Below are 22,854 nucleotides of genomic sequence, written 5' to 3'. Positions count from 1 at the left end.
GATGGCCGGAAATTATACGCTCGCTGCTGGCAAAGGAATGGCAGTGACTCGCCAGTCATCGCCAACCGCACGAATTTCGATAATTTTGAGCACTGGCGCGTCTTTCATTTGCGCGAGCGGCCAGTCCAGCAGTGGGCGCGCCGAGGAGCCCAGGAACTTGCCGGCCATGAAGATCTGAAACTCATCGACCAGACCTTGCTGAGCAAAAGCCCCGGCAAGACGCGGCCCCGCCTCGACCAACACCTCGTTGACTCCGCGAGCGGCCAGTTCGACCAGCAACTGGCGCAGATCGACCTGGCCATCGTAGCCCGGCACGATCAGGCATTCAGGTCCGTTGGCGTATTGCTCTTCCACCGCCATGCACGTGGCGACGAGCGCCGGGCCGGCCCTGAAGAATGGCGCATCCAGCGGCACACGCAGACGACCGTCCACCAGCACGCGCAGCGGCGGGCGACTCATGGCCAGTGCGGTCTGCTCGGCGTCCAGCCCCAGCTCATCGGCGCGCACGGTCAGGCGGGCGTTATCCGCCAGCACCGTGTCGGCACCGGTCAACACCACACTGGCCTGGGCCCGCAGGCGTTGCACCGCCGAACGCGCCGCCGGGCCAGTGATCCATTGGCTTTCACCGCTTTCCATCGCCGTGCGGCCATCGAGGCTCATGGCCAACTTGACCCGCACGAACGGCAAGCCGTGTTCCATGCGTTTCAAGAAGCCTTGATTGAGCTGGCGCGCCTCGCCTTCCAGCACACCGCTTTGGGTAACGATGCCGGCCTGTTCCAGGCGTTGCAGGCCGCGACCGGCGACTTCCGGGTTCGGGTCCTGCATCGCCGCGACCACCCGCGCCACACCGGCATTGACCAGTGCGTCGGCACAGGGCGGTGTCCGGCCATGATGGCTGCAGGGTTCGAGGGTTACGTAAGCGGTGGCGCCACGGGCGAGTTCACCGGCGGCGCGCAAGGCGTGGACCTCGGCGTGGGGTTCGCCGGCGCGTTCGTGCCAGCCTTCGCCGACGATCTGCCCGTCACGCACGATCACACAACCGACCCGGGGATTGGGGTGCGTCGTGTAATGACCTTTGCGCGCCAGTTCCAGGGCACGGGCCATGAAATGGGCGTCGAGGATGGCTTGTTCGGCAGGCATGCTCATTCTTTCACCGGCTCACGGGCCAGGCGATCGATCTCTTCGCGGAACTCGTTGAGATCCTGGAAGCGTCGATACACCGAGGCGAAACGGATGTAGGCGACCTCGTCGAGCTTCTGCAGCTCGGCCATCACCAGTTCGCCGACGACAAGGGATTTGACCTCGCGCTCGCCGGTGGCACGCAGTTTGTGTTTGATGTGCACCAGCGACGATTCCAGGCGTTCTACACTCACAGGACGCTTTTCCAGCGCGCGCTGCATGCCGGCACGGAGTTTTTCTTCGTCGAACGGCTGACGACTGCCGTCGGTTTTGATCAGGCGCGGCAACACCAGTTCGGCGGTCTCGAACGTCGTGAATCGCTCGCCGCAGGCCAGGCATTCACGCCGGCGGCGCACCTGTTCGCCCTCGGCGACCAGACGCGAGTCGATGACCTTGGTGTCGTTGGCACCGCAGAAGGGACAGTGCATGGTGGCAGGCAACAAAAAAAGGGAGGGCCATGGTAGCGCATCCCCGTGGCAAGACAAGCCATAGGGTTTGCGGTATACAGACGCCATGATCTATCGATCCATGGAATTTACCTTTACGGAGCTGCCAATGTCGTTACGACCGCTCGTTTTGCTCAGTGTTTTCAGCCTGCTGGTGGCTTGCGGCAGCGATGCACCCAAACCCCAGTCACCGACGCCAGGCCCCGCGCCGGCACAGGCGCAGAAGAAAGCCAGGGAGTCGGCCAACCTCGGCCCGTTGCCCGCCTATCAACGCGAACTGAGCGGGACCCTGCAAGGCGTGCCCGAAGGCGCCGAAGTCGAACTGGCGCTGCTGGTGATCGACGAAAAAGGTCGTCCACAACAATTACTCGCCAGTTCGAACCTGATCGGCAACAACCAGCTGCTGCCGTTTCACTTGCGCTTCAATCCGGAGTCCTTCCCTGCCGGTGCCCGGGTTGAACTGCGCGGCCGTGCCAGCCAGTCCGGCCAGTTGATCCTGCATCTGCCGGCGCAGCCGATCACGCAACCGAATACCCAGGTGCTGGGCCAACTGCAATTCGTCAAAGCCCCATGAGTGCACCGTTCGACCTGCAACGGGCCTTGGGGGAATTGCTTGGCGACGCGCAATTGGTCGACTGCCAGCTGCCGGGCACCGAGCTGAAGCTGTGGCTGATCGATGGCGACAACATGGACCGCGCCTTCACCCCGGAAGAAACCCGACGGATTCTGCATGAACCGCCTTACTGGTGTTTCTGTTGGGCCAGTGGCTTGGCGGTAGCCCGCTATCTCGCGCAATTCCCTGAGTGGGTCAAAGGCAAACGAATCCTGGATTTCGGCGCAGGCTCCGGCGTGGCCGCGATTGCGGCGGTGAAGGCCGGAGCGCTGGAAGTGGTGGCTTGCGACCTCGACCCGCTGGCGATTGCCGCCTGCCGGGCGAATGCCGAACTCAATGACGTGCAGCTCCACTACTCGACGGATTTTTTCGCCGAAGCCGATCGCTTTGATCTGATCCTGGTCGCCGATGTGCTGTACGACCGGGCGAACCTGCCGCTACTCGATGAGTTCCTGAGTCGTGGCCAGGAGGCGCTGGTGGCCGATTCGCGAGTCCGGGATTTTCGCCATCCGTTGTATCGCCGGATCGAAATGCTTGAAGCGATGACCCTGCCGGATCTGGCCGAGCCGGAAGAGTTTCGGCATGTGAGCCTTTACCATGCGCGGCGCGCTTGAAAGCGTCGCGACAGGCCGTATAGTTGCCCCATTCACGCTTCTACGAGATCCCCCATGAGCCAGGAAACGCCGTACATCTTCGACGCCACGACTGCCGACTTCGACCAGTCGGTGATCGAGAATTCTTTCCACAAACCGGTGCTGGTGGATTTCTGGGCCGAATGGTGTGCGCCGTGCAAAGTGCTGATGCCGATGCTGCAAACCATTGCCGAGAGCTACCAGGGTGAGTTGCTGCTGGCCAAGGTCAACTGCGACATCGAACAGGATATCGTCGCTCGCTTCGGCATTCGCAGCCTGCCAACCGTGGTGCTGTTCAAGGATGGTCAACCCGTCGACGGGTTTGCCGGGGCGCAACCGGAATCAGCCGTGCGCGCGCTGCTCGAGCCTCACGTGCAAATGCCGCCACCGGCCGCCGCAGATCCGTTCGACCAGGCCCAGGTGCTGTTCGACGACAGCCGCTTCGCCGACGCCGAAGCCATCCTCAAAGTGCTGCTGGGCGAAGACAACACCAACGCCAAGGCGCTGATCCTCTATGCCCGCTGCCTCACCGAACGCGGTGAGCTGGGCGAGGCGCAAGCCGTGCTCGACGCGGTCAAGAGTGATGAACACAAGGCTGCATTGGCCGGCGCCAAGGCACAGATCAAGTTTCTCGGCCAGGCCAAGGACTTGCCGGATGCCGCCGAGCTGAAGGCACGCCTGGCAAAAAATCCGCAGGACGATGAGGCGGTCTATCAACTGGCGGTGCAACAACTGGCTCGCCAGCAATACGACGCGGCGCTGGATGGCCTGCTCAAGCTGTTCATTCGCAACCGCAGCTACAGCGAAGGCTTGCCACACAAGACTTTGCTGCAGGTGTTCGAACTGCTCGGCAACGATCACCCACTGGTGACCACCTACCGTCGCAAGTTGTTTGCAGCCCTTTACTAAGCAAGACCTTGTAGGAGCGAGCCTGCTCGCGATGGACGTCAACCATAACGCGGGCTAACTGTATAACCAGGGCTCCCGTATATCCTTCGCGAGCCAGCTCGCTCCTACAACCAGCGATAGATCGGCGTATCCCCGCCACTCTCCACCTTCACATCCGGGCAATGGCGCAAACGCACCAACAGGCGTTTGCCCGCCGACGCATTGCCGGTCAGCCCTTCCAGTTGCTCCAGCAGATCCGGCCCACTCAACTGCCCTGCCTTGCGCAATAAGTCCCTGGCGATCTGCCACAGCGCATCATCCTGATTCTGCGGTTTGGCCGGCGCGGCAGTGACCCCGGTTTTTTCCACGGTCAACTGCGCCCCCAGCCGCGCCCAGTCGGCGTCATCCATCTCCAGCGTCAAATCCACCGGCCAATCGCCGATGCTCCCGCGAATTCGCAACATGAGTCTGCTCCCGCCTATTTCTAAGCGGCATGCTCCCATGGGACTTGTGCAACGCCAAGCAGCCAGTCAAACTCTCCGCACTTACGTTATAAGATTACATAACATATTTTTCATTTTACTTTCCGGAGTGTCACCCATGCGTCGTCTGCTGCTCGCTTTGCCGTTTGCCCTGCTGCCGCTGGCTGTCGCCCACGCGGCTGACGAACATGACCACGACCATGAGCACGGTAGCCTCGGCGCCCACGAACACGGTGTCGGGCGCTTGAACGCGGTGCTGGAGGGTCAGACCCTGGAGCTGGAACTGGAAAGCCCGGCGATGAACCTGGTGGGCTTCGAACACACCGCCACCACCGATGCCGACAAGGCCAAGGTGGCTGCCGTGCGCGCCCAACTGGAGAAGCCCCTGGCGCTGTTCTCCCTGGCGAAAGCCGCCGGTTGCGAAGTGGCGAGTCAGAAACTGGAAAGCCCGCTGTTCGGCGACAAACCAGAGGCTGATGACGATCACGACGAAGGCGCCAAGGACGAACATCACCACGACCACAGCGAAATTCACGCCCATTACAGTTTCACCTGTGCCACTCCCGGTGCGCTGAAGACTTTGGATCTGGCGAATATCTTCAACACGTTCCCGGCCACCCAGAAAATTCAGGTACAACTGATCGGCCCGAGCGGACAGCAAGGGGTAGAGGTGACGGCGAAGGCCGCTGCCCTGAAATTCTGAATTAGCTGAAGATCACCTGTAGGAGCGAGCCTGCTCGCTCCTACAGGGTTTACCACCAACCAGACCGGTTTCACATGACCCAAGCACTCATCGAACTGTCCGACCTGGGCTTCAGTTGGCCCGGTCACCCACCGTTGCTGGATATCCCGGCGTTTCGCCTGGAGCCGGGGGAAACCCTGTTCCTCAAAGGCCCGAGCGGCAGCGGCAAGACCACCCTGCTCGGCCTGCTCGGCGGTGTGCAGAAACCGAATCGTGGCAGTATCCGCCTGCTCGGCCAGGAACTGACCGAACTCTCGGCCGGTGCCCGCGATCACTTTCGCGTCGATCACACCGGCTACATCTTCCAGCAGTTCAACCTGCTGCCGTTTCTCTCGGTGCGCGAAAACGTCGAGCTGCCTTGCCGCTTCTCCAAGTTGCGCGCCCGACGGGCGATCCAGCGCCATGGCAGCATCGATCAGGCCGCGGCCACGTTGCTTGCACATTTGGGGTTGAAAGATGAAAGCATCCTCAGTCGCCGCGCCGACTCGCTGTCCATCGGCCAACAGCAAAGAGTGGCGGCCGCACGGGCGTTGATCGGCCAACCGGAACTGGTGATCGCCGACGAACCGACCTCGGCCCTGGATTACGACGCCCGCGAAAACTTCATTCGCCTGCTGTTCGCCGAATGCCGCGAAGCCGGATCGAGCCTGCTATTCGTCAGCCATGATCAAAGCCTCGCGCCGCTGTTCGATCGCCACCTGTCGCTGGCCGATCTCAATCGCGCCGCCACCCCGTCCGAGGTCTGAGATGTATTTGTTTCGTCTAGCCATGGCCAGCCTGGCTAACCGCCGCTTCACCGCGATCCTCACTGCGTTCGCCATTGCCCTGTCGGTCTGCCTGTTGTTGGCGGTTGAGCGGGTGCGCACCGAGGCCAAGGCCAGTTTCGCCAGCACCATCAGCGGCACCGACCTGATCGTCGGCGCTCGCTCCGGCTCGGTCAATTTGCTGTTGTACTCGGTGTTCCGCATCGGCAACGCCACCAACAACATTCGTTGGGACAGCTTCGAACACTTCGCCAGCAACCCGAAAGTGAAGTGGGCGATCCCGATGTCCCTCGGTGACTCGCACCGCGGTTATCGGGTGATGGGCACCACCGAAGCGTACTTCGAGCATTATCAGTACGGCCGCCAGCAACACCTGGAACTGGCCGAAGGTCGCGCCTTCGCCACCGATCCGTTCGAAGTGGTGCTTGGAGCCGAAGTGGCCGATGCGCTGCACTACAAACTGGGCGACAAACTGGTCCTGGCCCACGGTGTCGCGGCGATCAGCCTGGTCAAGCACGACGACAAGCCCTTCACCGTGGTCGGCATTCTCAAGCGCACGGGTACCCCGGTGGACCGCACGCTGCACATCAGTCTTGGTGGCATGGAAGCCATTCACATCGACTGGCACAACGGCGTGCCGGCCAGGGGCGAAGGTCGGGTCAGCGCCGATCAGGCGCGCAACATGGACCTGACGCCGCAAGCGATCACCGCGTTCATGCTTGGCCTCAACAACAAGATTTCGACCTTTGCCCTGCAGCGTGAAATCAATGAATTCCGCGGCGAACCAATGCTGGCGATCCTGCCGGGAGTGGCCCTGCAAGAATTGTGGAGCTTGATGGGCACGGCGGAAAAAGCCTTGTTCGTGGTGTCGCTGTTCGTCGTGCTGACCGGACTGATCGGCATGCTCACGGCCATTCTCACCAGCCTCAACGAGCGGCGCCGCGAGATGGCGATCCTGCGTTCGGTGGGCGCGCGGCCATGGCACATCGCAACGCTGCTGGTGCTGGAGGCGTTTGCCCTGGCATTGTCCGGCGTGGTCGCCGGCGTGGCGCTGCTGTATGTGTGCATCGCCGCCGCCCAGGGTTACGTGCAAGCCAATTACGGTCTGTTTCTACCGCTGACCTGGCCAAGCGATTATGAATGGACGCTGCTCGGTGGCATTCTGATCGCCGCGCTGCTGATGGGCAGCGTGCCGGCCTGGCGCGCCTATCGCCAATCCCTGGCCGATGGCCTGTCGATCCGTTTATGAGGACGTTGAAAATGCCCCGCGCTCTGCTTGCGCTGTTGATGCTGGTCGCCCTGCCCCTATGGGCGGCCGAGCCGAAAGAGCTGACCTGGTCGGAAATGATCCCGCCGGACGCCCCGGCGGAAGTGCCGAACATGACGCCACTGCACGACATGTCGCAGATGAGCAGCGCGCTGTCCGCCGAATCCGCGCCCGCCGCCAGGCAGGACATGCCCAACGCGCCGGTGGTCAAGGCCCTTGACGGGCAAAACGTTCGCCTGCCGGGTTACATCGTGCCGCTGGAAGTGAGTGAAGAAGGACGTACGACGGAGTTTCTGCTGGTGCCATATTTCGGCGCCTGCATCCACGTTCCGCCGCCGCCCTCGAATCAGATCGTGCATGTCAAAAGCGAAGTCGGCGTAAAGCTCGACGAGCTGTATCAGCCGTATTGGATCGAAGGTGCGATGCAGGTCAAACCCTCCACCAGCGAACTGGCCGATGCCGGGTATCAGATGGAGGCGGACAAGATTTACATCTATGAATTGCCAGAGTGAACCCGTTTTTTTGCGTTGTCAGATCATCCGCCATCGTGAGCAAACTCGCTCCCACAGGGAAACGCGCAACCCTGTGGCAGAGAGCTTGCTCGCGAACAGCCCCGCAAAATCGCCAACAAAATCCCGCACACCCAACTTTCATTGAGCTGAGTCAAAAGACCGAATCAAACGGCTGTTTACCATTGGACATCAAATATTTCTAACGTCCTTTGGAGCCCCCATGAACAAGTCCTTGCTCAGCGTCGCGCTGGTCTCCCTCGCGCTCGCCGCCCCGCTCGCACACGCTCACGAAGCCGGTGACATCATCCTTCGTGCCGGTGCAATCACCGTCAACCCGAAAGACGACAGCTCAAGCGTCAAAGTCGATCAGGGTCCGTTGGCGGGCGCCAATCTGGGGGGCAAGGCAACCCTGAACAGCGACACGCAGTTGGGTCTCAACTTTGCCTACATGATCACCAACAACTGGGGGATCGAGCTGCTCGCGGCCACGCCGTTCGAGCATGACGTCAAACTCAAGGGCACCGCCCTGGGTGCAGCGAACGGCAAACTCGGCTCGCTGAAACACCTGCCGCCGACCCTGAGCGTCGTGTACTACCCGCTGGACGCGAAGTCCGCATTCCAGCCTTACGTCGGCGCCGGTATCAACTACACCTGGATCTACGACGAACACGTCAGCAGCGATGCCCAGTCCAAAGGCTTCAGCAACTTCAAGGCGAGCAACTCCTGGGGCATGGCGTTCCAGGTCGGTGCCGATTACATGATCACCGACAACATCATGCTCAACGCCCAGATGCGCTACATCGACATCGATACCCGCGCGACCGTGGAAAACGACGCCGTGGCACCGGGCACCCGTGCCCGCGTCAACGTCGATGTGGACCCGTTCATCTACATGGTCGGTTTGGGTTACAAGTTCTAACGGATGTTCACGTGGTGGTGAACCTGGCTTTTGTGGTGAAGGGGCTTGCCCCCTCACCACAGGAATTACCTCGCCTTAGAAGCGAAATCCGGCCACAAAAAAGGCGCCTCCAGGGGCGCCTTTTTTGTGCTCGCTGAATCTCAGCGTCCCAACAATCGCGCCAGTCCGACACTCAACGGCGTCTGTTGCGGGCGGGTAAAGCGCTCCAGCAGACGCCGGTTGTTCGCCCGTGAATGACGGATGTCGCCGGAGCGTGCCGGGCCGTAGCTCACCGGTGGCAACTCACCGATCACTTCCTTGAGCGCCGTCAGCATCTGCTTGAGGCTCGTCGCCTCGTTCCAGCCAACGTTGACCGCGCCGACGTCCACCTGCGGTTTCTCGATGGCTTGCACCAGCAGACTGACCAGATCCTCGACGTAGACAAAATCGCGTGTCTGCTCGCCGTCGCCAAACACCGTGATCGGCAGGCCGTTCTGCGCACGCTCGCTGAAAATGCTGATCACCCCGGAATACGGCGAGGACGGGTCCTGACGCGGGCCGAAGATGTTGAAGAAGCGGAAAATCACCGGTTCCAGCCCATGCTGGCGCCCATAGAAATCGAAGTAATGTTCGCTGGACAATTTGTCCGATGCGTAAGGGGTCAATGGCGCCTTGGGCGTGTCTTCATCGATCGGCTCACCTTCGCCATTGTTGCCATACACCGCCGCGCTGGAGGCGAACAACACGCGTTTGGCGCCCGTCTGGCGCATGGCTTCGCAGACATTGAGCGAGCCGATGAAATTGCTCTGGTGCGTTTTCACCGGATCGTCCACCGAGGCTTGCACCGACGCCACCGCCGCCAGGTGTGCCACGGCGCTGCAACTGACCATCGCCCGCGCGACCAGTGCGGCATCGGCGACATCACCGACGATCAACTCGACCTTGGGATTGTCCAGCGGCAGGTTGCTGCGCTTGCCGGTCGACAGGTCATCGAGCACCCGCACCGAATGGCCCTTGGCGAGCAAGGCATCGGCGAGATGCGAACCAATGAAACCGGCACCGCCGGTGATTAAAACGGGGCCGTCAGCCATGGCGATAGAACCTGTCGAGTAAGCCCGGAAGGGCCGCACGCCAAGCGCGTGGCTTGATCCCGAACGTGTGCAGAATTTTTTTGCAGGCCAATACCGCGTGTTGCGGTTCTTCGGCGGCATCCGGGCGCGCGGCGTGAGCCTGGGCGGTCGGCGCTTCGATGGCCAGCGGATGCAGGGCGCGTGCCTCGGTGAGGATCGCCTGGCCCAGGGCCAGCGGCGTGGTCGCTTCATGCCCGGCGTAGTGGTATGTGCCCCACAGCGGCGCTGCGCAGTCCAGCTGCTTGAGTACGGAGATAATCACTCGGGCAGCGTCATCCACCGGGGTCGGATTGCCCCGGCGATCGTCGGCCATCAGCAACTCTTCCGGCAGTTCGGCGCGACTGAGAAAACGCCCCAGCGTGCCCTCTGGACTGTCGTCGAGCAGCCAGCCGAAACGCAACAGCACATGTTGTGGGCATGTGGCGCGCACACTTTGCTCGATGCGCCACAACGCCTGGCCGCGCAGGCCCAACGGCACCGGTTCGTCTTTTTCGCTGTAGGCAGTCGCCCGGGAGCCATCGAATACGCGATAGCTCGAAGGTTGCACCAGGACGATGTTGTGATGCTGGCACAGTTCGGCCAGGCGCTCGATCGCCCGCTCCTGCCCGGCCAGCCGCTGTTCGCTGACCGTCTCCGCCTGGAACCAGTCGAAGTAGTAGGCGAGGTTGATCAACGCGTCCGGGCGGGTGTCGTCGAGCAGTTGCGTCAGGCTCGCGGCATCCCAGCCGTCTTGCGGTGGGCGGGGGGCGAGAAAACCGATGTCTTCTTCCGCACCGAGGCGAATCAGCGCCTGCCCAAGGGCATTTCCGCCGCCCAGTAACATAAGGCGCATTCGCATAGAGTCAGCAGGCCCAGTCTGATTGGAACGAGGGTTTGTCGACAGCGCTCGCGAGCGCTGTCGTTGAAAGTAGCCAGAATCCTTGCATTTTGCGGGTTTAGTGCGCAACCGTCATCCGTAAAGTGTCGATGTGCGGGATTTGGGCTGCCTGCGCCGCCCCAGCGGTACTTGCATCTTGCGCCCCCCACCCGCATAAATTGTTGCATGAACCTGCCCATCCCCGCAGACAGTGCCCTGAACGGCTTCCACCCCGCCGTCAGCGCCTGGTTCAGCAAGACCTTCGCGACGGTGACCGCCGCCCAGGCCCGGGCGTGGCCGTTGATTCGCCAGCGTCGCTCGACCCTGATCGCCGCCCCCACGGGCTCCGGCAAGACCCTCACCGCGTTTCTCGCCGTGATCGACGACCTGGTGCACCGTGGCCTGGAGCAGCCCGAAGGCCTGCCGGACGAAACCCTGGTGGTCTACGTCTCGCCACTCAAGGCGCTGTCCAACGACATCCGCATCAACCTGCAAGACCCACTGGCCGGGATCACCGAACAATTGCGCCTGCTGGGCTTGCCCGAATGGCAGATCACGACGGCCGTGCGCACCGGGGACACGCCGCAAAAAGAGCGCTCGGCGATGCGCAAGACGGCGCCGCACATTCTGGTCACCACTCCGGAATCGCTCTACGTGCTGCTCGGCTCCGATTCGGGCCGGCAGATGCTCGGTACCACGCGCACCGTGATCGTCGATGAAATCCACGCCATCGCCGCCAGCAAACGCGGCAGCCATCTCGCCCTGAGCCTCGAGCGCCTGCAAGCGCTCTGCGCCGAGCCACTGGTGCGCATCGGTCTGTCCGCCACGCAGAAACCCATCGACGCGGTGTCGCGCTTCCTGGTGGGCCGCGACCGGCCGTGTGAAATCATCGACATCGGCCACGCCCGCCCACGGGACCTGGACATTGAAGTGCCGCCAGTTCCGCTGTCAGCGGTAATGGCCAACGATGTCTGGGAATTGGTGTACGACCGCCTCGCCGCCCTCGCCCGCGAACACCGGACCACGCTGATTTTCGTCAACACCCGGCGCCTGGCCGAACGCCTGAGCCGCCACTTGAGCGAACGTCTCGGCAAGGACGCCGTGGCCGCCCACCATGGCAGCCTGGCCAAGGAGTTTCGCCTGGATGCCGAGCAACGGCTCAAGCGCGGCGAGCTGCAAGTGCTGATCGCCACGGCGTCGCTGGAGCTGGGGATCGACATTGGCGACGTCGACCTGGTCTGCCAGATCGCCTCGCCGCGCTCGATTTCGGCTTTTTTGCAACGGGTCGGTCGCTCCGGGCACCGGGTCGGCGGCACCCCCAAGGGCCGTTTGTTCGCCACCACCCGCGACGACCTGATCGAATGCGCCGCCCTGCTCGACTGCGTGCGCCGGGGCGAACTCGACACCCTGCAAATCCCCGAGGCCCCGCTAGACGTGCTGGCCCAGCAGATCATCGCCGAAGTCAGTTGTCAGGAATGGCCGGAGGACGCGTTGCTGGCGCTGTTCCGCCAGGCCTCTCCCTACGCCACGCTCGACGAAAAACATTACCAGGCGCTGCTGCGCATGCTCGCCGAGGGCTACAACGGTCGCCAGGGCATCCGCAGCGCTTACCTGCACCGCGATGCGGTGACCCGCAGCCTGCGCGGCCGCCGGGGCGCCAAGCTGACGGCCGTGACCAGCGGCGGGACCATTCCGGACAACGCCGACTACAGCGTGTTGCTGGAGCCACAAGGGTTGAACATCGGCAGCGTCAACGAAGACTTCGCGGTGGAAAGCATCGCCGGCGACGTTTTTCAACTGGGCAACACGTCGTACCGGATCCTGCGGGTCGAGACCGGCAAGGTCCGGGTCGAGGATGCCCAGGGTCAGCCGCCGACCATACCGTTCTGGCTCGGCGAAGCACCGGGGCGCAGCGCGGAACTGTCGTTCGCCGTCGCGCGCCTGCAAGCGCAACTCGATGAACTGCTGGGTGCCACGCCGGGCAACTTGCAGCCCGGCCTCGACTGGCTGACGCAAACCCTCGGCCTGAACCTGGCCAGCGCCGAACAACTGGTGGAATACCTGGCCCGCGCGCGCCAGGCCTTCGGCGCCCTGCCCTCGCAAGACACACTGTTGATGGAACGGTTTTTCGACGAGTCCGGTGGCACGCAACTGATCATCCACACGCCGTTCGGCAGCCGCATCAACCGCGCCTGGGGCCTGGCCCTGCGCAAGCGTTTCTGCCGCACCTTCAACTTCGAATTGCAGGCTGCCGCCAGTGAAGACGCCATCGTGCTGTCGCTGTCTACCAGCCACAGTTTTGAGCTGGATGACGTGTGGCGTTACCTGCACAGCAACAGCGCCGAGCACACGCTGATTCAAGCCGTCCTCGATGCGCCGCTGTTCGGCGTGCGCTGGCGCTGGAATGCCGGGGTGGCGCTGGCGTTGCCACGCTACTCCGGCGGGCGAAAAGTCCCGCCGCAAATCCAGCGGATGAAGAGCGAAGACCTGATCGCCAGTGTGTTTCCCGATCAGATCGCCTGCGTGGAAAACCTCGTCGGGGAGCGGGACATTCCCGACCATCCGCTGGTGGAACAAACCCTCGACGATTGCCTGCACGAAGCCATGGACAGCGAAGGCTGGCTCGCGCTGTTGCGGCGCATGGAGCGCGGCGAGGTCCGGCTCATCAGTCGCGACCTGCCGGCGCCCTCGCCATTGGCGGCGGAGATTCTCAGCGCGCGGCCCTACACCTTTCTCGACGATGCGCCGCTGGAAGAACGCCGCACGCAAGCGGTGCTCAACCGCCGCTGGAGCGACCCGGAATCGACCGACGACCTCGGCGCGCTGGACGCCGAAGCGATTGCCGCCGTCCGCGAAGAAGCCTGGCCTGCCCCCAACGGCATCGATGAAATGCACGAGGCATTGATGAGCCTGGCCTGCATCACCGAAGCCGAAGCCCAGGCCAACCCGAACTGGCTCGACTGGCTCAACACCCTGGGCGACAGCGGCCGCGCCTGCCGCCTCGACTCGTCGCTGTGGCTGGCACGGGAACGGCTGACCTGCCTGCGGGCAATTTACCCACAGGCTGATGTACTGCCGGCACGGGAGGCGCTGCCGGGATTCGATGAAGCCTGGAACGCGGACGATGCGGTGCTTGAAGTCATCCGCGCCCGGCTCAGTGCTTTTGGCCCGTTACCGTTGAAGGCGATTGCCGATCCGCTCGGCTTGCCCGGGACACAGGTTGCCCAGGCACTGGCGCAACTGGAACGCGAAGGTTATGTGCTGCGCGGCCGCTTCACGCCGGGTGCGACCGAAGAACAATGGTGCGAGCGTCATTTGCTGGCACGGATTCATCGCTACACGGTCAAGCGCCTGCGCCGGGAAATCGAGCCGGTGGCGTTGCAGGATTTCATGCGGTTTCTGTTCGACTGGCAGCACGTGTCCAGCGCCACTCAGGGCCAGGGCAGCGGGATGTTGCCGACGATCATCGCGCAGTTCGAGGGCTACCCCGGCGCCGCATCGGCCTGGGACTGTGACCTGCTGCCAGCACGCCTCAAGGACTATGCGCCGAGCTGGCTGGATGACCTGTGCCGCAGCGGAAAACTGGTCTGGACCCGCCTCACCGCGCGCAACAAAAGCGCCAGCACTGCGCTGCGCAGTACGCCGATTCTGTTGTTGCCGCGCAATCGGGTCGGTCTCTGGAGCGACTTGACCGAGCAAACGCCGATCAGCGAACTGTCGCCAAAAACGCAAAAGGTCCATGCCGCACTCAGCCAGCACGGCGCGCTGTTTTTCGATGAGTTGATTCACGAGGCCCACCTGCTGCGTTCGGAGCTGGAAATCGCCTTGCAGGAACTGGTGGGCGCCGGTCTGGTGAACGCCGACAGCTTCGCCGGATTGCGGGCACTGATCACTCCGGCCAGCAAACGCCTGAATCGCAGCAGCCGTCGCGGACGCGGCGCGTTTGTCGGGGGTATGGACGATGCCGGACGTTGGGCGCTGTTGCGGCGCGGACCTGTTGCGCCGGTCGTGGATAACAGGCGGCCGTCCGCCACACCCGGCGAGACCCTGGAACACATCGCCATGACCCTGCTGCGTCGCTATGGCGTGGTGTTCTGGCGCCTGCTGGAGCGCGAGGCCGATTGGTTGCCGAGCTGGCGCGAATTGCTGCGCACCTTCCATCGACTGGAGGCGCGGGGAGAGATTCGCGGTGGTCGCTTTGTCAGTGGCCTGGCGGGCGAGCAATTCGCCCTGCCCGAGGCGATTGCGCTTATGCGTGAAGTCCGACGCCGCCCCCATGACGGCAGCTTGATCGCCGTGTGCGGCGTTGATCCCTTGAACCTCGCCGGCACCCTGCTGCCTGGCGCCAAAGTACCCGCGCTGGCAAGCAATCGGCTGGTGTACCGCGACGGTTTGCCGGCCGCTGCCGAGATCGCCGGCCAACCGCATTTCTGGCTTGAGCTGGATCAACAGGCCATGGCTGAAGTGCACGGCAAGCTGATCCGGCATTAGCGCCGCCTGGGCTGGCCTCATCGTCGGAATGCCGCCCGGTGCAAGCGCCCTCGCCGCAGGTTTTCGATTGTCGCGGCAATATTTGATCTGCACGCAAATATCAAATGCTCATTCCTGTATTTTTCCGCACACCCCAAACCTCGACACTGCGCTCCATCGAATCAACCCACCGGAGTTGCAGCCATGCCCATTGCCTTGCTCGCGCTGACCCTCAGCGCATTCGCCATCGGGACGACCGAATTCGTCATCGTTGGCCTGTTACCCACCATCGGCGCCGACCTGGGTGTCAGCCTGCCGTCCGCCGGCCTTCTGGTCAGCCTGTATGCGCTGGGCGTCGCGGTCGGCGCCCCCGTGTTGACTGCCCTCACCGGCAAAGTCCCACGCAAGATGCTGCTGTTGTCGCTGATGGTGCTGTTCACCCTCGGCAACCTGCTGGCCTGGAAGGCCCCGAGCTACGAATCGCTGATCATTGCGCGGATCGTCACCGGCCTGGCCCACGGGGTGTTCTTTTCGATTGGTTCGACCATCGCGACCAGCCTTGTGTCCAAGGACAAAGCCGCCAGCGCGATCGCCATCATGTTCACCGGACTGACTGTGGCGCTGGTCACTGGCGTGCCGTTGGGCACCTTCATCGGCCAGCATTTCGGCTGGCGTGAAACCTTTCTGGCCGTGTCCGCACTGGGTGTCATCGCGTTCATCGGCAGCCTGCTGTACGTGCCGAAAAACATCGCCCACAGCAAACCCGCGTCGCTGCTGCAGCAATTGCAGGTGCTCAAGCAGCCACGGTTGCTGCTGGTGTACGCCATGACGGCGGTTGGTTACGGCGGTTCGTTCATTGCGTTCACCTTCCTGGCACCAATCCTCCAGGACATTTCCGGCTTCAGCGCCAGTACCGTCAGCCTGGTGCTGCTGGTCTACGGCATCTCGGTGGCCGTGGGCAACATCTGGGGCGGCAAACTGGCGGACAAACGCGGCCCGATCAGCGCCCTGAAAATCATCTTCAGCCTGCTCGCCGCCGTGCTGTTCGTGCTGACCTTCACGGCCGGCAATCCATGGCTGGCGCTGGCTACCGTGCTGGTCTGGGGGGCCGTGGCGTTTGGTAATGTGCCGGGGTTGCAGGTGTACGTGGTGCGCCAGGCCGAACATCACACGCCACATGCGGTGGACGTGGCTTCGGGCCTGAACATTGCCGCGTTCAACCTTGGCATCGCCGGTGGCGCCTGGGGTGGTGGCCTGATCGTCGCGCATATGGGGCTGATTCATACAGCGTGGATTGGCGGCCTGGTGGTGTTGGTGGCACTGGCGCTGACCGCGTGGAGCGGCCGTCTCGATCGCCTCGGCCCTGCGTACGCCGAAGGTTCAACCCGTATCGTCGTCGGCCACTGATCCCCCTGTAGGAGCCAGCCTGCTGGCTCCCACAAGGGGCAGTGCCCTGGCATAGGTCACGCAATACCTGCCACCCGTAGTCCCGTCGAAACTTTCGCCACTGCCCCGCAGTCATCAAAAAACAGGGGCACACGGACCGGAGGCGACATGGCGGCGATTCATATCGGTATTTCAGGTTGGCGCTACACACCTTGGCGAGGGGATTTCTACCCGAAGGGCCTGGCCCGCAAGCGCGAATTGCAATTCGCCTCGCGGGCCGTCAATAGCATCGAACTCAATGAATCTTTTTACGCCCTGCAACGGCCAGAGCGCTACGCCGAGTGGTACGTCGACACGCCGCCTGCCGAAGGAGTGCTGCCATGAGCATTCCCAAGCCGGTTGGCGTCACCGACGAGCAAGCAACCATCGAGCCCCTGGTGCATCGCTTCACGGTACTGACGGTCAATACCCATAAAGGCTTCACCGCGTTGAACCGGCGTTTCATCTTGCCGCAATTGCGCGAAGCGGTGCGCAGTGTGTCTGCCGATGTGGTGTTTTTGCAGGAAGTCCACGGCACCCACGAACACCACCCCAAGCGCTATGACAATTGGCCGGCGATGCCGCAATACGAATTCCTCGCCGACAGCCTTTGGCCGCAGTTCGCCTATGGGCGCAACGCGGTCTACCCGGCGGGCGATCACGGTAATGCGCTGCTGTCGAAATTCCAGATCGTGCGCCATGACAATCTCGACGTATCGATCAGTGGCCACGAGAATCGCGGCGTCCTGCATTGCGTGTTGCGCTTGCCCGGCGAAGGCCCGGAGGTGCATGCCATATGCGTTCACCTGGGCCTGCGTGAAAGCCACCGCACTGAACAACTCAAGCTGTTGGCCCGTCGCCTGGAAGAACTGCCCGGTGACGCACCAGTAATCATCGCCGGTGATTTCAACGACTGGCGCCAGCGCGCCGATGCCCTGCTCAAGCCTTGCGGCTTGCGCGAAGTCTTCGCCGAACACCAGGGCCAACCGGCGCGCAGCTTTCCCGCGCGATGGCCGGCGCTGCGCCTGGACCGCATCTACGTACGCAATCTGAAGGCCAGTCGCCCGCAGGTGCTGACAAACCGCCCCTGGTCACACCTTTCCGACCACGCACCGCTATCGGTGGAGATCGAGCTATGAGCCCTTCGCCGATGGAAAAAACCGCCATGGACCACATTCCCACGCCCCCGGTCAGCGAACCGGCGCCGGTCGACGTCGATTACCGTTGGCACGGCAACAACCGGGTCGAGTTGCTGGAAAACGGCGAAGCCTATTTCCCCCGGGTGTTCGAGGCCATGCGTCAGGCCAAAAGTGAAATCCTCCTGGAAACCTTCATCGTCTTCGAGGACAAGGTCGGCGCAGAACTGCAGGCGGTACTGATCGACGCGGCCCGGCGCGGCGTGCGCGTCACCGCCAGCTTCGATGGTTTTGGTTGCGGAGAACTGAGCAGCGGTTACCTCGCCGCCCTCAGTGACGCCGGTGTGCATCTGCAAATGTTCGACCCGGCACCCAAATACCTGGGCATCCGCACCAACTGGTTTCGGCGCCTGCACCGCAAGATCGTGGTCGTCGACGGGACCTTCGCGTTCCTCGGCGGGATCAATTTTTCCGCCGACCATTTGGCCGACTTCGGCCCGGAGGCCAAGCAGGATTACTCGGTGGAAGTACAAGGTCCGGCGGTGACCGACATCCATCACTTTGCCCTGCTGCAATGCGGTCGCCCGGTGCGCGCCAGGTACTGGTGGCAGCGACGTCGACAACGCCGTTCGGAGTTGGCGTTCAGCGAGCACGATGGACAAGTGCGCCTGGTGTATCGCGACAACGGCGAGCATCGGACCGACATCGAGGAGGTTTACCGCCAGGTACTGCGTACCGCACAACGGCGCGTGGTGATCGCCAATGCTTACTTCTTTCCCGGCTATCGACTGCTGCGCGATATTCGCAATGCAGCCCGCCGGGGTGTCGAGGTGCGGCTGATTCTGCAGGGGCAACCGGACATGCTGGTGGCCAAGCTCGCGGCGCGCATGACCTACGACTACCTGCTCAAGTCCGGTGTGAGGATTTACGAATATTGCGACCGCCCGCTGCACGGCAAAGTCGCGCTGGTGGACGAAGACTGGAGCACGGTCGGCTCCAGCAACCTCGACCCGTTGAGCCTGTCGATGAACCTGGAGGCCAATGTGTTGATCCGCGACCGAGGGTTCAACCGGCAACTGTTCGAGCGCCTCGAAGATCTCAGCGACAACCATTGCCAGGTCATGTCGGTCGACAATGCCCCGCGCGGCCGCATCTGGCACATGACCGTGGGTTTTCTGGTCTTCCACTTCCTGCGGCATTTCCCGGCCTGGGCCGGTTGGTTGCCGGCGCATAAACCCCGTCTCAAGACCTTCCGCGCACCAACCGGGAGCGAGCCATCATGAGCCGCACTGAAGCACCCGCGATGCGTAACGCCGAGCACCCGGCCAAGTCGCGCTGGAGCCACTGGAAGCGACCGCTGACGCTGCTGTTTTTTCTGGCGCTGATCGTGCTGTTGACGATGTTCGCCCAGCGCATCGAATGGAACGAGGTGTTCGATACCCTGGCCGACTTCAAGGTGCGCACGCTGATCATCGCGTCCGGGCTGACCCTCACGAGTTTCCTTGTGTATGCCTGCTTCGACCTGATCGGCCGCACTTACATCCGCCAGGACCTCACGTGGAAACAGATCCTACCCGTCGGGATCATCAGTTACGCCTTCAACCTCAACCTGAGTGCCTGGGTCGGCGGTATTGCCATGCGTTATCGGCTGTACTCACGACTCGGTGTCAGCAAAGCCAACATTGCGAAAATCCTCGGCCTGAGCCTGGCCACCAATTGGTTTGGCTACATGGTGATTGCAGGCGCGGTGTTCAGCAGCGGTCTGGTACGCATGCCGACCGGCTGGACACTCAGCAGCGGCGCGGTGCAAGGGGTGGGCGTGTTGCTGCTGCTGGCAAGTGCGGGCTATCTGGCCGCGTGCCGGTACTCCACCCGCCGGGAATGGGTCATTCGCGGTGTGGAAATCAACTTGCCGTCACTGCGCATGGCCATCCTGCAACTGGCCCTCGGGGCCTTGAACTGGTCGTTGATGGCGGCGGTGATTTTCACCCTGCTGCCGAGCAAACTGGACTATCCGCTGGTGCTTGGCGTGCTACTGATCAGCGCCATCGCCGGGGTAATCACCCACATCCCGGCCGGCCTCGGTGTACTGGAGGCCGTGTTCGTGGCGCTGCTGCAACATGAGGTGTCACGGGGTAGCCTGGTGGCGGGGCTGCTGGCTTATCGGGCGATCTACTTCCTGCTGCCGTTGTTGATCACATTGGTCATGTATCTGGTGGTCGAGGCCAAGGCCAAGGCGCTGCGAATCTCGAAAAAGCCCGAGTGATCCGAGCTATTTGACCAGACGCCCACTATCACCTGGACTGAATGATGCTCAGCCGCTCGCCCACCACCATTTCCGTGATCCAGTCCACGAGGATCGAGGTGTAGGCCTGCTGTGAAACCGGATCACTCAGGGCATGGTCGGCACCGTCGATGATGCGGTGCGTCAGCGAGTGGGTCTGCTGACAGGCCGCGCGATAACTCATGATGGTTGCGTGGGGCACGTAGTCATCGGTCTCGGACTGCACCAGCAGCACATCCCCGGTAAATTGCGAACAGGCATGCAGCGCCCGGTTGCCCTCGGCGCGCACCAGGGTGCTGCGATAATCGCGCAGATCGAGTTTGTCCAGATCGCGCTTGGGCGTGTGCCATTGATCGTCGCGGTACAGCGCCGGCACCCGCAGCGCCAGCCAGCGCACGGGGCGCAACGACGTCAGGATCGCAGCCAGGTAACCGCCATAACTGGTGCCCACCACGGCAATCGCCGAGGTATCGAGCGCCGGGTGCGCGAGCAGGCGATCGTAGGCCGCCAGCAGGTCGCGCAGGTTGTCTTCACGGGTCACCCGGGACAACGGAATACCGGTGCCGCCGGTATGCCCGCGCAGGTCGAAAGTCAGGCACACACAACCCAGGCCGGCGATGCCTTTCGCCCGTTCCAGGTCGCGCTCCTGACTACCGCCCCAACCGTGCACGAATAACACGCCGGGGACTTTCGATTTGGGACTGAGAAACGTCCCGCTCATCTGTTCGTCGTCGATGTCGATTTGAATGCTTTCGCTTCTAGCCGTCATAGGATTTGACCGTTACGTACTTGAGGAGAAAATCACTGTCTTGCGCCGGTCCGCGATACACCTCGATGGCGTGCGCCGGTAATGGCTGTTCGATGTAGGTTTCCACCGAAGACACACGGATCGCACGCATCCCTGGGTCGTTGACGAAGCTCTGCAAGGCCGCCATTTCGGCACTGCTGGCACCGCCCATGCGCCAGGATTGTTCGAGCACGCCGCTGCGTGGCTTGCCGTCGCTGGCCCTGCCTTGAGCGATGTCGTAGTTGCGCCGTGATGCATAGAAACCGGGGTAGGCTTCGTCCGCGGCGCTGTCGAACACTTGAGCCTGCTGGATGGCCAGCCGCACATCATCGGGCAGGTCCAGCTTCAGCAATTCGTCGTAGCCCCCCTGCACCACCAACAGGTTGGAACCACCATAGACCTCTTCGCCGTGGGCGTCCTTGGTCAAATATTGATCACCGCAGTAACTCAGTACCTTGTCGCCGATGAAACTCTGACCCACGCTGTGGGTAATCACCTGGTCCAGGTCCTGCTCCAGCACCACGCCTTCAGTGAACAGCGTTTTGGCCTCGGGCCGGGCAAGGATTTCATCGAACTGGTCGAGGCTCTTGATGACTTCCTGGCCCCGCCCGGCGCACGCATGAATCGGCTTGAGGCGGATCGGGCCGGTGCAAAGCAGGTGCTCCGCCGCCGGCCGCGCATCGTCGAAGGAAAATACGCTGAGGCCATCCAGCACCACAGGGCGTACCCGTTGGGAAAACAACGGCGACCAGCCATGGGGAGCTCGGGCTAGTTGGTTGCACAAACCGTGACTGATGGCCTTGGTGCAGATGAAGTCATGCTCGACGTAACCGCCCCACAAATCCTCCGCCCCCTTGACGCCCAGTTGCCGGGCGGTGGCAGCACCCACCAGCGTCTGGGTCGGGAGCAGGTAATGTTCAAGGCCGTGATGCTGCGCAGGGTCGTAATTGCCGCCGTACTTGAGCCCGAGGATGTGCGCCAGCCAGCGGGCCAGCGCGCGATTGGTTTCGACTTCGTGCAATGGCGCGTCGGAACGCACCGAATGGGCGACCACTGTTTTCTTGCGGCTTGTTGGGGTCATGCGTCCCCCTTCAATCGGCACTTGATGAATGTAGCTATGGGGGTGCAGAGATCAGGCCAATCGCGACTGAAAATAAATACGTTTAAAATCAGCCGGTTACACGGAGATTAGTGGCATCTGGCCTGCTTTATTCTGCACGACGACCTTTAACATTCCGGCATTTTGCACGACTCAAACCTTCCTCTTCCCACGGCTTTTAGCGGGTAACAACACTCGGCATCACGCCAAACCGGGTCCGGTAATCACTTGGCGCCAGCCCGGTGATTTTCTTGAAGGTCGAACGAAAGGCGCCTGGGTCCTGATACCCCACGGTCCAGGCAATGTGGTCGATGGTGCTGTTGGTGAATTCGAGCATTTCCCGCGCCTTGCCGACCCGCAAGTGCTGGCAGTACTCGGTGGGCTTGAGCCCGGTGGCGGCACGGAACCGGCGCAGGAACGTGCGCTCCTCCAATCCTGCCCGCTCGGCCATGGACGTCAACGACACGTCGGTGGCCCCGGTGCTTTGCAGCCAATGTTGAACCTTGAGAATCGATGCATCGCCATGACTGAGAATCGGCGCGAAATTGCTGCCGCACTCGCTGGCGCTGTCACTGTGTTCAACCACCAGAAAGCGTGCGGTACCGGTGGCGATGCTCGGCCCCAGCAAGCGATCCACCAGGCGCAGACCCAGCTCCGACCAGGCCATCAAGCCGGCAGTGGTGATCAGGTCGCCGTCATCGACGATGGGGCTATCGGCCTTGAGCTTGATTGCCGGGTAACGTTCGGCGAATGCCTTGGCCGAGGTCCAGTGAGTGGTGGCACTCCGGCCGTCGAGCAGGCCGCTTTCGGCCAGCAGAATCGAGCCCACGCAAATACCACCGAGGGTTGCGCCGCTGGCATGTTGCTGACGCATCCAGCGAATCAACGCCTGCGATGCCTGGCCTTCGCGGAACCCGGCAATCGACGGCGGAATCAATACCGCCACCAAGGCGCCGTCCGCCCCGGGATGGCTGTCGTACACCCGTGCTGGCGCCTGCTCGCCGTCCACTTGCCAATGACTGACCCGAAGCAACGGTAGCTGCGCCGCCTGATGTTCGGCGGCGATCCGGTTGGCCACCCCGAACAGGTCCGTCAACCCATGCACCGCCGCCATTTGCGCGCCGGGATAGATCAACACGCCCAGTTCGGCGATTGCCCTTTGTGCATCCATTGTCAGTTTTCCCCCTTCTATTGTCGGTGCGGCCAATCCCCGGATGGCGTGCCTGGGCCAATACTTGATTCCA

General features: G+C 62.6%; 21 protein-coding genes and 1 pseudogene. 14 read left to right on the top strand and 8 right to left on the bottom strand.

Features of this window, described 5'->3' with window-relative positions:
- Positions 1-12: 12 nt before the first annotated feature.
- Both ribD and nrdR read right to left on the bottom strand, forming a co-directional pair.
- Positions 13-1,146, bottom strand: coding sequence for a bifunctional diaminohydroxyphosphoribosylaminopyrimidine deaminase/5-amino-6-(5-phosphoribosylamino)uracil reductase RibD (gene ribD, locus AC1Q6D_RS23000; protein ID WP_103403406.1), 1,134 nt, complete (start codon positions 1,144-1,146; stop codon positions 13-15).
- Positions 1,143-1,607, bottom strand: a complete 465-nt coding sequence (gene nrdR, locus AC1Q6D_RS22995) for a transcriptional regulator NrdR (RefSeq protein WP_003228656.1) — start codon at positions 1,605-1,607, stop codon at positions 1,143-1,145. The genes ribD and nrdR overlap by 4 nt, the downstream gene beginning before the upstream one ends.
- A 127-nt stretch (positions 1,608-1,734) precedes the next feature.
- Between nrdR and AC1Q6D_RS22990 the strand changes: the two genes are divergently transcribed.
- From AC1Q6D_RS22990 to trxA, 3 genes are read left to right on the top strand one after another with little or no spacing between them, the layout of a single operon-like run.
- On the top strand, positions 1,735-2,199 hold the full coding sequence (locus tag AC1Q6D_RS22990; RefSeq protein ID WP_103403404.1) for a hypothetical protein: 465 nt from the start codon (positions 1,735-1,737) through the stop codon (positions 2,197-2,199).
- Positions 2,196-2,852, top strand: coding sequence for a class I SAM-dependent methyltransferase (locus AC1Q6D_RS22985; protein ID WP_103403403.1), 657 nt, complete (start codon positions 2,196-2,198; stop codon positions 2,850-2,852). Before AC1Q6D_RS22990 ends, AC1Q6D_RS22985 begins: the two co-directional genes overlap by 4 nt.
- A 54-nt stretch (positions 2,853-2,906) precedes the next feature.
- A complete protein-coding gene (trxA, locus tag AC1Q6D_RS22980; RefSeq protein ID WP_103403402.1) occupies positions 2,907-3,779 on the top strand; it encodes a thioredoxin in 873 nt (290 codons plus the stop codon).
- 104 nt (positions 3,780-3,883) lie between these two features.
- Here the strand turns inward: trxA and AC1Q6D_RS22975 are convergent, their stop codons facing one another.
- Positions 3,884-4,222, bottom strand: coding sequence for a hypothetical protein (locus AC1Q6D_RS22975; protein WP_103403401.1), 339 nt, complete (start codon positions 4,220-4,222; stop codon positions 3,884-3,886).
- Between the two features lie 136 nt (positions 4,223-4,358).
- Here AC1Q6D_RS22975 and AC1Q6D_RS22970 point away from each other — a divergent pair, with 136 nt between their 5' ends.
- The 5 genes from AC1Q6D_RS22970 to AC1Q6D_RS22950 all read left to right on the top strand — a co-directional run bounded on the left by AC1Q6D_RS22970 (position 4,359) and on the right by AC1Q6D_RS22950 (position 8,444).
- Positions 4,359-4,943: a DUF2796 domain-containing protein gene (locus tag AC1Q6D_RS22970; RefSeq protein WP_103403400.1), complete on the top strand. Its 585-nt coding sequence runs from the start codon at positions 4,359-4,361 to the stop codon at positions 4,941-4,943.
- A gap of 74 nt (positions 4,944-5,017) precedes the next feature.
- A complete protein-coding gene (locus AC1Q6D_RS22965; protein WP_047533892.1) occupies positions 5,018-5,728 on the top strand; it encodes an ABC transporter ATP-binding protein in 711 nt (236 codons plus the stop codon).
- A gap of 1 nt (position 5,729) precedes the next feature.
- On the top strand, positions 5,730-6,995 hold the full coding sequence (locus AC1Q6D_RS22960) for an ABC transporter permease (RefSeq protein WP_103403399.1): 1,266 nt from the start codon (positions 5,730-5,732) through the stop codon (positions 6,993-6,995).
- 11 nt (positions 6,996-7,006) lie between these two features.
- Positions 7,007-7,525 carry a DUF3299 domain-containing protein gene (locus AC1Q6D_RS22955; RefSeq protein WP_090466835.1) on the top strand — a complete coding sequence of 173 codons (519 nt, stop codon included), beginning with the start codon at positions 7,007-7,009 and terminating at the stop codon, positions 7,523-7,525.
- A gap of 220 nt (positions 7,526-7,745) precedes the next feature.
- The gene (locus tag AC1Q6D_RS22950) at positions 7,746-8,444 is read left to right on the top strand and encodes an OmpW/AlkL family protein (protein WP_103403398.1); all 699 of its coding nucleotides are present in this window, start codon (positions 7,746-7,748) and stop codon (positions 8,442-8,444) included.
- A 140-nt stretch (positions 8,445-8,584) separates the two neighbouring features.
- On the opposite strand, the gene AC1Q6D_RS22945 is transcribed toward AC1Q6D_RS22950, so the two are convergent.
- Both AC1Q6D_RS22945 and AC1Q6D_RS22940 read right to left on the bottom strand, forming a co-directional pair.
- Complete coding sequence (locus tag AC1Q6D_RS22945; RefSeq protein ID WP_103403397.1) at positions 8,585-9,514, bottom strand: NAD-dependent epimerase/dehydratase family protein; 930 nt, start codon at positions 9,512-9,514, stop codon at positions 8,585-8,587.
- The gene (locus tag AC1Q6D_RS22940) at positions 9,507-10,391 is read right to left on the bottom strand and encodes a sugar nucleotide-binding protein (RefSeq protein ID WP_103403396.1); all 885 of its coding nucleotides are present in this window, start codon (positions 10,389-10,391) and stop codon (positions 9,507-9,509) included. Before AC1Q6D_RS22940 ends, AC1Q6D_RS22945 begins: the two co-directional genes overlap by 8 nt.
- Before the next feature lie 204 nt (positions 10,392-10,595).
- On the opposite strand from AC1Q6D_RS22940, the gene AC1Q6D_RS22935 reads away from it, so the two are divergent.
- The 6 genes and pseudogenes from AC1Q6D_RS22935 (at position 10,596) to AC1Q6D_RS22910 (ending at position 19,706) form a co-directional block, all read left to right on the top strand.
- On the top strand, positions 10,596-14,900 hold the full coding sequence (locus tag AC1Q6D_RS22935) for an Lhr family helicase (protein ID WP_103403395.1): 4,305 nt from the start codon (positions 10,596-10,598) through the stop codon (positions 14,898-14,900).
- 183 nt (positions 14,901-15,083) lie between these two features.
- On the top strand, positions 15,084-16,286 hold the full coding sequence (locus AC1Q6D_RS22930) for an MFS transporter (protein WP_103403394.1): 1,203 nt from the start codon (positions 15,084-15,086) through the stop codon (positions 16,284-16,286).
- Positions 16,287-16,433: 147 nt separating this feature from the next.
- Positions 16,434-16,625: pseudogene (locus tag AC1Q6D_RS22925) on the top strand (DUF72 domain-containing protein); the annotation flags it as partial.
- A gap of 20 nt (positions 16,626-16,645) precedes the next feature.
- Positions 16,646-17,443 (top strand): endonuclease/exonuclease/phosphatase family protein, encoded by a 798-nt coding sequence (locus tag AC1Q6D_RS22920; protein ID WP_103403392.1) that lies wholly within the window; start codon positions 16,646-16,648, stop codon positions 17,441-17,443.
- A complete protein-coding gene (clsB, locus tag AC1Q6D_RS22915) occupies positions 17,440-18,723 on the top strand; it encodes a cardiolipin synthase ClsB (protein ID WP_103403391.1) in 1,284 nt (427 codons plus the stop codon). The genes AC1Q6D_RS22920 and clsB overlap by 4 nt, the downstream gene beginning before the upstream one ends.
- On the top strand, positions 18,720-19,706 hold the full coding sequence (locus AC1Q6D_RS22910; RefSeq protein ID WP_103403390.1) for a lysylphosphatidylglycerol synthase domain-containing protein: 987 nt from the start codon (positions 18,720-18,722) through the stop codon (positions 19,704-19,706). Before clsB ends, AC1Q6D_RS22910 begins: the two co-directional genes overlap by 4 nt.
- A gap of 28 nt (positions 19,707-19,734) precedes the next feature.
- Here AC1Q6D_RS22910 and AC1Q6D_RS22905 read toward each other — a convergent pair whose 3' ends face one another.
- The 3 genes from AC1Q6D_RS22905 to AC1Q6D_RS22895 all read right to left on the bottom strand — a co-directional run bounded on the left by AC1Q6D_RS22905 (position 19,735) and on the right by AC1Q6D_RS22895 (position 22,781).
- Positions 19,735-20,493, bottom strand: coding sequence for an alpha/beta hydrolase family protein (locus AC1Q6D_RS22905; protein ID WP_103403389.1), 759 nt, complete (start codon positions 20,491-20,493; stop codon positions 19,735-19,737).
- Entirely contained in the window at positions 20,483-21,592 is a 1,110-nt protein-coding gene (locus AC1Q6D_RS22900; protein ID WP_103403388.1) for a DUF3182 family protein, read from the bottom strand. Before AC1Q6D_RS22900 ends, AC1Q6D_RS22905 begins: the two co-directional genes overlap by 11 nt.
- 196 nt (positions 21,593-21,788) lie before the next feature.
- Entirely contained in the window at positions 21,789-22,781 is a 993-nt protein-coding gene (locus AC1Q6D_RS22895) for a GlxA family transcriptional regulator (RefSeq protein WP_103403387.1), read from the bottom strand.
- Positions 22,782-22,854: the final 73 nt, after the last annotated feature.

It is taken from the genome of Pseudomonas sp. MT92, assembly GCF_058792515.1.
Note: the sequence above shows the minus strand (reverse complement) of the source record. Positions and strands in the feature narration are given on the sequence as shown.